We start from the raw sequence: 14,082 nt of genomic DNA on the forward strand, positions 1-14,082 counted from the left end.
GTTTTTACCTTTTGAAAAGAATTAAATATTTAATTTATCCAAATTAGCTGAAATATAATTCCAAGTTGTTGAAGGAACTAATTTCTTAACCTGTTCATAATTTTTTAATGCCAGTGAATTTCGCACTAATGATGCTGATATGATGTTTGATTCTTCAAGTTTTCGAGCAACCTCAATGACAATAATCTTGGATGACAAACTAACTTTGTCATCTTCTAACCAATATTTCATCGCTTGGTTATAAGCATTAGTCATTTCACTATGTGGCTCTGTACCAACAAAACGGTGAGTGATATTTAATGCTGGTGCAATATAGTTACGGAAGATTAACAGATCGATTCCCATATAAGCATAGTCAATTTTGCTTTTATCTTTTAAAAAATAAGTAGGGAAGGTTGCTTTAGAAATAATGTATGACGAACTGGCATGAACCGTAACATTTTTGATATCTTTTGTGCCGTCTTTTACTAACTGTAAACGTACCTGAAACGGAAACATTGATACATCTTCATTAACCACAAATACATGTACCCAATCACATTGATTGGCTGCAAATTCAATAAGATATTGATGACCTTTTGTAAAAGGATTGGCATTCATCACAATGCTGCCAATTTTGCTGCCAGTCTGTTGGTATTGTGATAATTGTTTACAATATTGTTTAATCCCCACCGGTGTGTTTTCCATCAATACGACTAAATCAGAAATTTCAACAATGGGATAAAAACCGCATGCTTTGAAAAAAGCGATATTTTCAGGTTTGGTATATAAAAATAGATGAAAATAGCCGTTGTCATTGGCATATTTCATCGTATAATCGATTAAAGTTAGATTTAGTTGGTTACCACGATAATCAGGATCAATGGCTACACACTTAATAATATTGTGATCAAGACCGGCACAAGCGATACAATTATTATTCAGTTTTGCAACAATAAACGTTGTGACTTGTGGATCTAAATCGAGGTTAGATTGCAATAGTAATTGCTTAATTGTTTGATAATCTTGTTCAGATTTAGATATATCAACAACACTGTAATCAACTAAATCGTACATATAACTACCTTTTTTCTTCAACGATAAAGTTAGTTAGACGACCAATATTGGTAATTTCAACTTCAATGGTATCACCATCGTGCATAAATATTGGTGGATTTCGTTTTTTCCCCACCCCGCCTGGTGAGCCAGTAAGAATAACGTCACCCGGTGATAATTTAGTAAATGTACTAATATACGAGATTAAATCAGGTACAGTATGTACTAAATTCTTGATACTATCATGTTGCATCTCTTTTCCATTCAGATAAGTTGCTATTGATAGCGCTTTAGGATCGGGTATTTCATCTGTAGTTGTTAAACATGGTCCAAAAGCCCCAGTATTTGGCCAATTTTTACCAGCTGTGTACCAAGTATATTGCCAGTCACGAATCGAACCATCCATATAACAGCTATAGCCTGCGACATAAGATAAGGCTTCTTCTGATTTTATGCGGAAAGCCTCTTTACCAATAACAATTGCTAATTCGCCTTCATAATCCAGTTCATCGCTGATAGTTGGTTTAATAATATTTGTCTTATGTCCTGTTTGAGAATCAGGAAAACGAACAAATAAAGTTGGTGCAGAACTAGTTTCATTAAATTCTGCTCGTTTTTCCGCATAATTCATTCCTACACATAAAATCTTGTTTGGGTTTGGGATTACCGGTAAATAAGTTATTGCTTGTTCATCGATATCACTAGGTGAGTCTAAAAAGTTTTTTGCGTTAGCTAATCCATCTTTATCAGAAAGAAGAGATTTTAGATCTTGATATTTATCGCCTAGTTTTTGGCCTAAATCAACGATGCCATGATCAGTATATAAACCAAAACTTGGTCGACCAGAAACAAGATAACTGACAAGCTTCATGAATACTCCTTAAAAGCTGTTTATTGAAACTATATAAAGAAAATAGAACAACCTTAGTAATAACTAAAGTTGCTCTTGAAAAAAACTATACTAAGAAATTGCCTAGAATAAGTAAGGATACAGATACGTTAATTGCACCACCAATACGAGTAGCAATTTGGGCAAATGGCATCAACTCCATACGTTCTGCTGCAGTCAGGATTGCAACGTCACCAGTTCCTCCTTGACCACTTTGACAGCAAGAGATAACAGCTGCATCAACTGGATACATACCTAGTTTTTTAGCAACAAAGAATCCAGTTGTGACTAAACTCACTACTGTACAAACAATAACTATTAGGTTGATAACGGTGAAAGCTGCGACGATTTTATCCCACGGTGTGATTGCCACGCCCACAGCGAATAAAATAGGATAGGTTACAGATGTTTGGAAGAACTTGTAAACTACTTGCGAACCACTTAGTACTTTTGGTGAAACACCTGATATTAGTTTAACAAATACTGCAGCAAATAGCATCCCTACAGGAGCTGGAATACCGGTTACTTTGTGGCCAATCATACCAACCATATAAAGGATTGCGGCTAATAATACTCCAGATGCAAAAGTTGTTACATCAATAACTGATTCTGTTTTAGCCGTTTTATTGATAATTTGGTCATCTTCTGATGCGGGTAACAAACGACCATTACCAGTTAAATGTGGATAAGCTTTACCAATACGGTTTAGGATACCACCACAAATAATACCGGTTAAACCACCTAACATAACAATTGGTAATACTTGACCTAGTGCTTCGCCTTGTTTCATTCCTAAAATAGATGCATATCCGATTGATAATGGAATTGCTCCTTCACCAACACCACCAGCCATGATTGGTAATACTAAGAAGAAGAATGTATGAAATGGTGATAGGCCTAGTAAATAACCCACACCAACACCAACTAGCATACCAACAATTTCACCACATACCATTGGTCCGAAGATTTTTAAGAAACCTTGAATAAGTGTTTTCTTATCCATGTTCATAATACTACCAACGATGATACAGCAGATATAAAGATATAGAATGTGCGTATCTTTATAGAATTTGGTTGTTGCTTCTACCACAGGAGTAGGCAAAATACCATAATAGACTAATGCTGAAGGAATAAAGGTGGCACAAATTGCCGCTGCACCCATTTTTCCAACTATAGGTAAACGTTTACCTATTTCGCCACATAGAAAACCAAAGAAGGCACATGTCACTACCATAACAACTATTTCGCTTGGTAATTCACCTGTTACTAATACTTCAGCAAAGATAAGAATACCCGCGATAATGAATAATGGTAGAGGAATTACACCGATTTTATAATCATCCATAAGTTTCCACCATCCGTATGGCCAAATATTTTGTGCTTGATATTCGTGTTTTATCTCATTTTTTTTGTTATTATTACGCGTTTTTTCAACTGAATTGAAATCCACCATATTTTTTTTATCTCCAAAATAAATTTGCTTTGTTTTAATGGCGCATATAGTGACAAAATATTAATATCAATTTTGTGATATAAATCATAAATTAAGTGCGGTTTTTATGGTTTTAAAGGCTCTAAGTTTTTTTATGCTGTGTTACACTCCTCAACAGATACAGCAATTATTGATTAAGTATAAAAATGCGAAAACGAATACATCTGTCATTTACGACAAAATTATTTTTATCTCTTTTACTCTTTTCATTAGTGGTTTTGGCATTGCTGCAAAGCTATATATGGAGTGTGACTGAAAACGCTTTATATCGTAGTTTAGGCGAAAAAGCTCAAATTCAGGCGAAAGAGTTAGCTGTTATTCCTAGCTTAATCAAATATGTAGAAGAAAAAGATACTGAACAAATCTCTAAGCTTGTTTCAGATATTTTTGAACAAAGCGATGCGAGTTATATTGTTATTGGTGATGCTAATGCTTATCGATTATTTCATACGGCTAATGATTCGATATATTTACCTATGGTTGGTGATGACAATCGTGAAGTGTTAAGTGGTATTAGTAGCACCACAATAAGTCAAGGTTCTTTAGGTTTAGCCCTAAGAGGTAAAGCGCCAATTATTAGCCATGGAAAAGTAATTGGTATTGTTTCGGTTGGTTATATGGTAGATGATATTTATGCGTCACATATAAAACAATTTATTCCATTCATTATCTTTTGTTCACTTTTATTCTTTGCTCTGTTTATTTTTTCTTTATGTTTTGCTAAAGCAATCAAAAAACAGATGTTTAATTTAGAACCTCAAGCAATTGCACTATTGGTAAAAAGTCAGAAATCAATAATGGAATCAATCTTTGAGGGGATTATCGCCATTGATCTTGATTACAAGATTATCAATATCAACCAATCAGCAAGGCGTATGTTAAATATTGATATTGATGATAATAGTCTGCTTAATCATGATTTATCGAATTTTATTAAATCAACAGATTTTCTTTATGGTAGTACCAATCAGACTCAAGATGTGCATGACCATATTTGCTATTTCAATAATATTATCGTTATTGCTAATCGTATTCGCGTGATTGTCGATGATGAAATTCAAGGATGGGTGATCACCTTCCGAAATTATGATGATATTAATTTATTAAGTATGCAATTAACCCAAGTTACGCAGTATGTGGATAATTTGCGCGCGTTAAGACATGAACACCTTAACTGGATGGCAACGTTATCAGGTTTAATTTATATGAAACGATATGAAGAAGCGGAATCATTTATTGCGCTACATTCTGCTGATAATCAACAAAATCTAGATTTCATTACCAGCCATTTTCAGGTTCCGGCTATTTGTGGTTTATTAATTGGTAAATATTCTAAGTCACATGAAATTGGCTTGAAATTGATTTTTGATCCCGCCTGCTATTTAGAATCATTGCCTTCCAAGATAACTGAAGCTGAATTTATGTCGATATTAGGTAATTTATTGGATAATGCCTTTAATGCTTGTTTAAAAAATAATCAAGGTGATAAATCTATCCATCTATTTTTAAGTGATAGAACCGATGAAATTGTTTTAGAAGTCAGTGATCAGGGTTGTGGTATAGACGATAAAATCTGCAATTCAATTTTCCAACCGGGGGTAACCTCACAAAATTCGAACGAACATGGTATAGGTTTACATTTAGTTTCTACATATGTGAAAAAAGCTAATGGATACATCACATTTGAAAATAACAAACCTTATGGAACGATTTTTTCTGTTTTTATACCAAAGTAGTTAACAGAGGTGAATAAAGTATGTATGAAATAAAAGAAGATACAATTAAAGTTCTTATTGTTGAAGATGAACCCATTTTAGCTGAATTAAATGCCGAATTTATTCAACGAGACACCAAAGTAGAAGTTATTGGAATCGCTGCAACTTTGGAAGAAGCGAAAGTGATGGTTGAAAAATTAAAACCAACATTAATTTTATTAGATAATTACCTACCTGATGGAAAAGGAATTGAATTATTTGAATATATTATTAATAATAATTTAGATTGTTATGTTATTTTTATTACTGCTGCGAGTGATATGGATACCTGTAGTAAAGCGATACGTTTTGGCGCTTTTGATTATTTAATTAAACCGGTATCTTATCAGCGCTTAAAACATTCGCTTGAACGTTTTGAACTGTTTTTATATCGTCAAAGTTTGCAAAAACATGTGAATCAAAGACGTATTGATGAACTTTTTAATCTACAAACTAAAGACTTTGTTGATATTAATCGCCACTCCAAAGGTATTGAAGAAATTACCTTACAAAAAGTTAAAGATCTATTTATGCAAACCAATCAACCGCAAACAGTAGATCAAATTGTCGAAAAAGCCAATATTAGTAAAACCACTGCCAGACGATATTTAGAATATTGTGTGCAAACTAAATTATTAACGGTTGAGCTTAACCATGGCAAAATAGGTCGCCCTGAAAGGCTTTATAAAAGATTAGGTAAGTAATTTTTTTTCGCAAAGTTGGTTATTAATCCTACGTTATATAATTTATGATTATATAAATATGCTTATTGATTATTTTATTGCCTAAATATTTGATGCTAGATTGAATTAATCCAATTGTTGGATGATTTAAATTGCAGTATCAGAGAATAGGAGTAAGCGTATGTCTATAGGAAAAGTAGTAACGACTGAAAATAATGAAATCAGTAAAGATGGTGCTTTTGTCCGTCAAACTAACCGATTTGACACTCCCTTTGGTAATGAACCTGGCTTGTTACCTGTTGAAGCAGGTCGTTATCGACTGATTTGGGCTGCAATTTGCCCTTGGGCTCATCGCCAAATGATAGCCATCAAGTTATTGGGTTTAGAGGATGTTATTAGTGTAGGTAAGGTTTCTCCTATAAGAACACCACATGGTTGGGAGTTTTCGCTTGATCCCAATGGCGTTGATCCAGTGTTAGGGATTCGTTATTTACCGGAAATTTATGCTAAAACCGATCCAGAATATAATGGGCGAGCAACAGTACCTACCGTAGTAGACGTAAAAACAGGCAAAGTTGTTAACAACGATTATTTTAGGTTAACTAACTATTGGGAAACTGTTTTTAAGCCGTTTTATAAAGCTGGCGCACCAGATCTCTATCCAGAACATTTGCGTACTGAAATTGATGAATTGAATGATGTGATATTTCATGAAGTTAACAATGGCGTTTATAAAGCAGGCTTTGCTCGATCACAAGCAGCTTATGAGCATGCTTACCATCTCGTTTTTAACCAGTTAGATAAATTAGAACAACGATTAAGCAAATCTCGTTATCTTTTTGGTGATAACATCACTGATTCAGATATTCGTTTATATGTCACTTTGGCTAGGTTTGACGTTGCCTATTACGCTGCATTCAACACTAATCGAAACCGAATTATCGATTATCCTAATTTGTGGGGTTATGCCCGAGATCTCTATCAAATTCCTGCTTTTGGCGATACGACTGATTTTGAGGCGATTAAAAAAGGTTATTTTTTAGGTAACAATGCCCATAATCCTTATGATATTTTGCCGTTAGGGCCTGATGTTAGTAATTGGCAAACGCCACATAATCGAGATAAACAATTTAGTTAATTAATTTTAATATTGGGATAATGCAGATGCCAAATATTATTGATTTTGGATTGATTTTCACCCAAATACCGACGTTACTGGCTTATTTGCCTGTAACACTCTTTATCACCATCTTTTCGATGTTACTTGGCGTAATATTAGGTCTAGTTATTGCAATAATTAAAATGAATAAAATACCGGTATTAACGCAAATAGCAGCGGTATTTGTTTCATTTATAAGAGGAACACCATTATTGGTACAGCTTTATTTAAGTTTTTATGGCCTACCAATTTTATTACGTTATGTTAATTACTTTTTTGATACAGATTTTAATATTAATGGGCTTCCGGCAATATTGTTTGTATTGATTGCCTTTTCTTTTAATGAAGCAGCTTATAACTCTGAAACAATTCGTGCCGCATTACAATCTGTAAATAAGGGGCAAATCGAAGCTGCACAATCGTTAGGTATGACATATAGTCAAGTTTTACGTCGTATTGTTATTCCTGAAGCATTTATAGTCGCACTGCCTAACTTAGGTAATACTTTAATCGGATTACTAAAAGGAACTTCACTGGCATTTGTTTGTTCGGTAACTGAAATGACTGGTAGAGGTAAAACTTTAGCTGGTCATAGCTATCGTTATTTTGAAGTTTATATTTCACTGGCTCTAATTTATTGGGCATTAACCATATTAATTGAATTATTAGTCAAATATTTAGAGAACCGATTAACGATTAGTGAAGATAAAAATACTCCAAGTTACCGAAGAGGGAAATGGCTATGATTCATGTTAATAATCTCACTTTATCTTTTCATGGTAATTGCATTTTAAATCAAATTAATTTTGCTATTAAACCACATGAAATCGTTGCAATTATTGGCGCATCGGGAGCAGGAAAATCGACCCTTTTACGTTGTTTAAATTTATTGGAAAAACCTCAAGCTGGTAATATCACTATTGATAACATGTCGTTTGATGTCAGTAAATCTAAACGAGATCAAATTGTTAAATTTCGTCAACAAACAGCGATGGTTTTTCAACAGTTTAATCTTTTTCCACAAAAGAATGCTTTAGAAAATGTTATGGAAGGGTTACTGATTGTAAAAAAATACTCTCGAGAGAAAGCTGAAAAAATTGCTTACGACAAACTCGTTGAAGTTGGTCTTGCTGATAGAGTAAACCACTATCCAAAACAACTATCAGGTGGTCAACAACAAAGGGTTGCTATTGCGAGAGCGTTAGCCATGAATCCAAAGGTTTTATTACTTGATGAACCTACCTCGGCATTAGATCCTGAGTTAGTTGGCGAAGTATTGGCAACGATAAAAATGGCCGCAAAATCGGGTATTACGATGATATTAGTCTCTCATGAAATGAGTTTTGTGCATGATATTGCCAGCCGAGTTTTGTTCTTAGATAAAGGACAAATTATTGAAGATGGATCGACTAAACAAGTTTTTTTAAATCCTGTTCATCAAAGAACAAAAGATTTTTTATCTAGATATTATTCAGCAATGCAAATGGATTATGAGATTTAATCAGTAAATGAGGTACTAATGGGGATTATTATTCAACAACATTGTGATGATATTAATTGGCAAGAAGTTGCTGATTTATTGGCATTTTATGGCCTAAGTTCGTTCGATGCGATAACTCAAGAACAAGTCTTTAAAAGAAGCTATGCGGTAGTTTTTTTATTGGAGAATAATCATGTGGTGGGGGTGGGTAGAGCACTATCAGATGGTATTTGTCAGGCAGCGATTTATAACATTGCTTTGGCAAAACACTTACATGGTCAGCAATATGGTAGGCTAATTGTCGATAAGCTTATCGAACAAGTAAAGGATTGTAATATTATTCTATACACACATCCTCAAACGGTTGAATTTTATAAGAACTTGGGTTTTGATTTAATGAAAACCGGTATGGCCATATATCAAACAGATCATCGGCAGCAAATGAAAGAAATGGGATTCATTTAGGTAGCCTAATTGACCAGCATTTTAATAATATTAACTCATTTTTAACTACAGAGGATCGGCGTTATGAATCTAAAAAAATGGTATAGCTTTTTGATCTTGGCTGTTTTATCACTGATTGGATGTGATAATCAAAATAAAAACACCCAAAGCACTAAAATCGAAAAAATCGTTATTGCAACATCAGGCGCACCAAGTCCTTTTACGACAGTCAATGATAAAGGAGAGCTGACTGGTTATGATATCGATGTGGTTAAAGCGATATTTGCCAAACTACCACAATATGAAATTAATTTTGAAATTACAGAATTTCCATCGGTACTTGCAGGACTTGATTCTCAAAGGTATCAAGTTGGTGCTAATAATTATGCAATGAATGAAAAACGTAAGGAAAAGTATTTTTATTCCGAACCAATCTTTAAAAATCAATATGTTATCGCTGTGGCTAAAAATAATAATAATATCAATCGTTTTAGTGATCTTAATGGAAAATCTACAGAAGTATCACCAGGACTAAACTATGCTACAGCTTTAGAAACCTATAATCAGCAAAACCCTAATAATCCTGTCAAAATTGTTTATAGTGAAGCTGATTTATTACCTGTTTTGCAACATGTTGAAAGCGGTCAATATGATTTTCAGTTAATTGATAAAGTAATGTTATCGCAATATATTAGTGAACATCATCTCAATTTAAAAATAATTGAACTAAGTAAGGAAGATGAAGATCGTATTGCTTCACCATTTAGTTATCTTTTAATTAGTAAAAGTACTAAAGGTGAACAATTAACCAAAGATATCAATGAAGGTATCAAAAAAATTATTAGTAGTGGTGAACTAGCACAAATTAGTCAGCGTTATTTTGCTGCTGATTATTCACCTAAATAATGAATATCAATGGTCTAACAGCGGTAAATAAACATCCGTTATCATCTGTTCTAGTTTAATGGTCGGACCAACATTGACATAATGAAAAATTGGGGGCAACTCTCCCAGTTTTTCTCCGCTATTTGGTAACCATTGTTTGAGTAAATAAATAATAGCTTGATTATGATATCTCGAACCAATATCTCTGGTTTTTGCACAGCGGAGTTGGGGAATCGTTTTATTTATTACTCCATAAATGTTAGTAGTAATAGGTTCATCAATAGCGATACCCAAATCGACATGATGTAGTTCCGGCGGCGTTGATTTGGATTGGTATAATGAATGCCGTAGTTTCTATATTTATTATCTAAAAGCTGATTTTCTTGTCGCCATTTTATGAGTTTGTTCACTGATTCATGTTTTAACTCAGGCGTGCCATAATGCTCAATAACGGCTAACTGTGTCATCGGGAATAATACGATTTCGACATCCATATAAACCTCAAAATTTATTAATGATAATGATCTTGTCGAATCTTAACACTGATTAAGTATATAAAAAATCAAATTTCACTTGACAGTAGATCTGCTGAAAAAGATAATGGCGCCGTTTTTTTAATCTAATATTTATATTTTTTGTGAGGTGACAAAATGCCTGTATTCAACACTTTATCTTAATGCCGACATGGTATCTTCTATTTTATTGTCTTTTAGCTTTTTCTAAAGCGTCTACGTTGCAGTTCAATCTATAGATCTTCGCCTTGTCGGTTTTCCCTAATTTTTCGGAGAAAACAAAATGACAATGGAAACTTATATTCAAAATTTAGAATTAATTAAATACCCACGAACTCCACATTTGCAAAGTTCACGTTTACAATTTGGCGATAGTGAGCATGGACAGCTACCTTACGATCAGTTAGCAGGGCAATATATTGTGGTTGAAGAAAAACTTGATGGGGCCAACTGTGCAATCAGTTTTTCAGAAAGTGGTGAACTATTACTACAATCACGTGGCCATTACTTAATAGGAGGGAGTCGCGAACGTCAATTTAATCTATTTAAACATTGGGCAACGGTCCATGAAGGCTGGTTAATTGAACGTTTAGAAGATCGCTATATTATGTATGGTGAGTGGCTACATAAAAAACACGCTATTTTTTATGATGCATTACCACATTATTTTTGTGAATTTGATGTTTGGGATAGGCATAATAATTGTTTCTTATCGACTCGAAAGCGTCATGAATTATTGGCCGATGGTCCTATTTTATCTGTTCCTGTATTGTTTATGGGAATTGCACCAGAAAAATTAAGTGATTTATTAGCACTCGTGAAAAATTCTTTAGCTAAAACAATTGACTGGCGAAGTTGTTTTGAAAAAATTGTCACACAAGAAAAGCTTGATTTAATCAAAGCTTGGCAACAGTGTGATAACTCTGATTTGATGGAAGGATTATATTTAAAAATCGAATCAGCAAATACTACAACTGGTCGTTTGAAGTGGGTTAGGCAGGATTTTGTGCAAGCTATATTAGATGCTGGTCAACATCATTTACAACAACCATTTATTCCTAATCAATTAGCTAACAATGTTGAGCTTTATTCGCCACAACTAACAATAAATTGGAATAGTGGCTTAGTATTTGGAGGTGATTTATGAGTTATTCACAGTTACAACAAGAGATCGCCTACAGTATCAGCCAAGATAACTTTGACCAGTGGTTAGACTGTATTCCTGAGTTGAATAAATTGACTATTACACCACAAGATCCGATTTATCATGGTGAAGGAAATGTTTGGATTCATACTCAAATGGTATTAAGGGCTTTAATTGCTCAAGATGATTTTGCAGCATCTTCTGATGAAGATAAGTTTGTACTGTTTATGACTGCTTTATTACATGATATTGCCAAACCAGAAACGACAATTATTGATGAAATAAGTGGTCGAATTTCACAACCACGACATTCGCAAAAAGGCGAGATAAGTAGTCGAATATTATTATGGCGAAATGGCGTTCCTTTTGAATTACGGGAAAAAATTTGTCGAATTATCCGAGTGCATCAAATACCATTTTATGCTTTAAGTGATGATAATAACTATAAATCACCGCAATGGTTAATTCATCGGCTTTCATGGCAACTTCCTGTTTGGATGTTATGTATGCAAGCTAAAGCAGATATACTGGGTCGTATTAGTGCTGATAAAGCTCGAATGATTGATGAAGTTGAACTCTTCAAACAATTAGCTTTAGAAGAAGAGTGTTTATATCAACCACGGCAATTTATTGATGATTATACGCGAATACAATATTTTCGGGGTAGCAATGTGTTACCTGATTATGCGTTATATCCTCAAAAAGGGCCTAAAGTCATCTTACTATCGGGGTTGCCTGCATCAGGTAAAAATAGCTGGATAAGTAAATACTATCCAAAGTTACCGGTTGCATCATATGATGATGCTCGTAATCAACTTAAATTGAAGCATGGTCAAAATGAAGGTTTAGTGATTCAATTTGTATTAGCAAAGGTAAAACAATACTTAAGAGAGAATCAGTCATTTATTTGGAATGCTACTCACTTATCACGAGATATGCGAGAAAAAGCATTGGATTTACTTTATGCTTACCATGCCGAAGTTGAAATTGTTTATCTTGAGCAGTCAGAAAAAACATTATATCAACGTAATTCAAGTCGAGATACTAGCTTGGCAAACAAGAAAATTACTCAAATGCTTTCTAAATGGCAAGTACCGTTACCGACAGAGGCACATAAGGTAACTTATCTAGTCAATTAGCAGTATTTAAATAAATTATGATGGGCATTTCAGTGCCCATCATGTTTAGTTTTGCATTATTATTTAATACCGTTATCTTTGATCACTTGCTGATACCAATAAAAACTATCTTTTTTAATTCGATTAAGCGTTTTTAAATCATGATCATCTCGATCGATATAGACAAAGCCATAACGTTTTTTGAAACCTTGATGGGAACTTAGTAAATCAATAACTGACCATGGACAATATCCAAATAACTCAACGCCATCTTCAATCGCATCATGACAAGCTAAGATATGCGATTTTATATAATCAATGCGATAATCATCATGTACTTTATTGTCAGCAGTTAAAATATCTGGTGTACCTAAGCCATTTTCTGTAATGATCAGTGGTAAACGATATTGGCGATAATATTCATTTAATACCAGTCTTAGACCCATAGGGTCAATTTGTGCACCATAAGTTGAGGCGACTAAATTTGGATTTTTCTCGATCTTGAAATAACCATAAAGATCAAAATCGATATCTTTTTCTTTGCTACCAAACGGATGGCTATCATCTTCTGGTAGGTAACTAGCTACTAACGTCCGATAATAATTTACGGCAATAAAATCTGGCTTAGCTTGTTTTAAAATTTGCGCATCTTCTGGTTGAGTAATAGGATAGATACTACAACGATTTAAGTAATTTTTATAATACCCTGGATAGTCACCAAAGCAGTACATTTCAAGTGCATAGTTGGTTTTGAAATTGTCATTCATTTTTGCGGCCCAAACATCCATGGGTTTGTTACTTGCAGGGTAGGTCATGGTTGATGATACCGCTGGCCCAACTTTACTACCAGAAATTAGTTCATGACAGTCATTGGTTGCCATCGCATGAGCAACAAACATATGATAATCCATTTGAGCTCTCACTTTTTCAACCTCATGAGCAGCAACTTTATACATGTTCATTCTTTCGTTAACACGGATCATCAGATTTTGTTCGTTATTAATCTGCCAATGTTTTACTCGATCGCCGAATGCTTGATAACATATTTGCGCATAACGTCTAAATGCATCAACACAACGACGATCTTGCCAACCATTATATTTATCAACTAAGGCGAATGGTAAATCAAAATGATAAAGAGTAATAAACGGAATGATATCGTTCTTGATTAATTCATTGATGACTTTGTTGTAGAAATTAATGCCTGCTTGATTTATTTCACCATCACCATCGGGAATAATTCGCGCCCATGATATAGAAAAACGATAAGTTTTTAGTCCTAACTCTTTAAATAAAGCAATATCACTTTCAACATGATGATAGAAATCACTGGCTATTTTACTATCGGCTTGTATTGCAGAGCGTTGAAATGAATTGTAATCGGCAACGGTCATTCCTTTTCCATCCACATCCCACCCACCTTCAATTTGAAATGCAGAAGATGATGCTCCCCACCAAAAATCCTTAGCAAAAGCTTTCATAACTAA

At 34.0% G+C, this 14,082-nt stretch carries 12 protein-coding genes and 2 pseudogenes; 9 read left to right on the forward strand and 5 right to left on the reverse strand.

Annotated elements, in window-relative coordinates:
• Positions 1-21 precede the first annotated feature (21 nt).
• The 3 genes and pseudogenes from citC to B6D18_RS01540 all read right to left on the reverse strand — a co-directional run.
• On the reverse strand, positions 22-1,056 hold the full coding sequence (gene citC / locus B6D18_RS01530) for a [citrate (pro-3S)-lyase] ligase (protein ID WP_086362830.1): 1,035 nt from the start codon (positions 1,054-1,056) through the stop codon (positions 22-24).
• Between the two features lie 4 nt (positions 1,057-1,060).
• A complete protein-coding gene (locus B6D18_RS01535) occupies positions 1,061-1,906 on the reverse strand; it encodes a fumarylacetoacetate hydrolase family protein (RefSeq protein ID WP_065577563.1) in 846 nt (281 codons plus the stop codon).
• An 85-nt stretch (positions 1,907-1,991) separates the two neighbouring features.
• Positions 1,992-3,281: pseudogene (locus B6D18_RS01540) on the reverse strand (2-hydroxycarboxylate transporter family protein); the annotation flags it as partial.
• Between the two features lie 281 nt (positions 3,282-3,562).
• On the opposite strand from B6D18_RS01540, the gene B6D18_RS01545 reads away from it, so the two are divergent.
• The 7 genes from B6D18_RS01545 (at position 3,563) to B6D18_RS01575 (ending at position 9,842) form a co-directional block, all read left to right on the forward strand.
• Entirely contained in the window at positions 3,563-5,152 is a 1,590-nt protein-coding gene (locus tag B6D18_RS01545) for a sensor histidine kinase (protein WP_086362832.1), read from the forward strand.
• A gap of 29 nt (positions 5,153-5,181) precedes the next feature.
• Complete coding sequence (locus B6D18_RS01550; RefSeq protein WP_086362892.1) at positions 5,182-5,874, forward strand: response regulator; 693 nt, start codon at positions 5,182-5,184, stop codon at positions 5,872-5,874.
• Positions 5,875-6,034: 160 nt separating this feature from the next.
• Positions 6,035-6,991, forward strand: coding sequence for a glutathione S-transferase family protein (locus B6D18_RS01555; protein WP_173795296.1), 957 nt, complete (start codon positions 6,035-6,037; stop codon positions 6,989-6,991).
• A gap of 26 nt (positions 6,992-7,017) precedes the next feature.
• Positions 7,018-7,758, forward strand: coding sequence for an amino acid ABC transporter permease (locus tag B6D18_RS01560; protein WP_065613951.1), 741 nt, complete (start codon positions 7,018-7,020; stop codon positions 7,756-7,758).
• Positions 7,755-8,513, forward strand: a complete 759-nt coding sequence (locus B6D18_RS01565) for an amino acid ABC transporter ATP-binding protein (protein WP_086362834.1) — start codon at positions 7,755-7,757, stop codon at positions 8,511-8,513. The genes B6D18_RS01560 and B6D18_RS01565 overlap by 4 nt, the downstream gene beginning before the upstream one ends.
• An 18-nt stretch (positions 8,514-8,531) precedes the next feature.
• Positions 8,532-8,957, forward strand: coding sequence for a GNAT family N-acetyltransferase (locus B6D18_RS01570; protein ID WP_065613954.1), 426 nt, complete (start codon positions 8,532-8,534; stop codon positions 8,955-8,957).
• A 63-nt stretch (positions 8,958-9,020) separates the two neighbouring features.
• Entirely contained in the window at positions 9,021-9,842 is an 822-nt protein-coding gene (locus tag B6D18_RS01575; RefSeq protein ID WP_086362835.1) for a transporter substrate-binding domain-containing protein, read from the forward strand.
• A gap of 6 nt (positions 9,843-9,848) precedes the next feature.
• Here the strand turns inward: B6D18_RS01575 and B6D18_RS01580 are convergent.
• Positions 9,849-10,139, reverse strand: a pseudogene (locus tag B6D18_RS01580) (GyrI-like domain-containing protein); the annotation flags it as partial.
• A gap of 477 nt (positions 10,140-10,616) precedes the next feature.
• On the opposite strand from B6D18_RS01580, the gene B6D18_RS01585 reads away from it, so the two are divergent.
• Both B6D18_RS01585 and B6D18_RS01590 read left to right on the forward strand, forming a co-directional pair.
• On the forward strand, positions 10,617-11,480 hold the full coding sequence (locus B6D18_RS01585) for an RNA ligase family protein (RefSeq protein WP_173795297.1): 864 nt from the start codon (positions 10,617-10,619) through the stop codon (positions 11,478-11,480).
• Positions 11,477-12,616, forward strand: a complete 1,140-nt coding sequence (locus B6D18_RS01590; protein WP_086362837.1) for an AAA family ATPase — start codon at positions 11,477-11,479, stop codon at positions 12,614-12,616. The genes B6D18_RS01585 and B6D18_RS01590 overlap by 4 nt, the downstream gene beginning before the upstream one ends.
• A gap of 59 nt (positions 12,617-12,675) precedes the next feature.
• Here the strand turns inward: B6D18_RS01590 and B6D18_RS01595 are convergent, their stop codons facing one another.
• Entirely contained in the window at positions 12,676-14,076 is a 1,401-nt protein-coding gene (locus B6D18_RS01595) for a glycoside hydrolase family 1 protein (RefSeq protein WP_086362838.1), read from the reverse strand.
• Positions 14,077-14,082 lie beyond the last annotated feature (6 nt).

The organism is Gilliamella sp. A7 (genome assembly GCF_002142015.1).
Taxonomy (GTDB): Bacteria; Pseudomonadota; Gammaproteobacteria; order Enterobacterales; family Orbaceae; genus Gilliamella; species Gilliamella apis_A.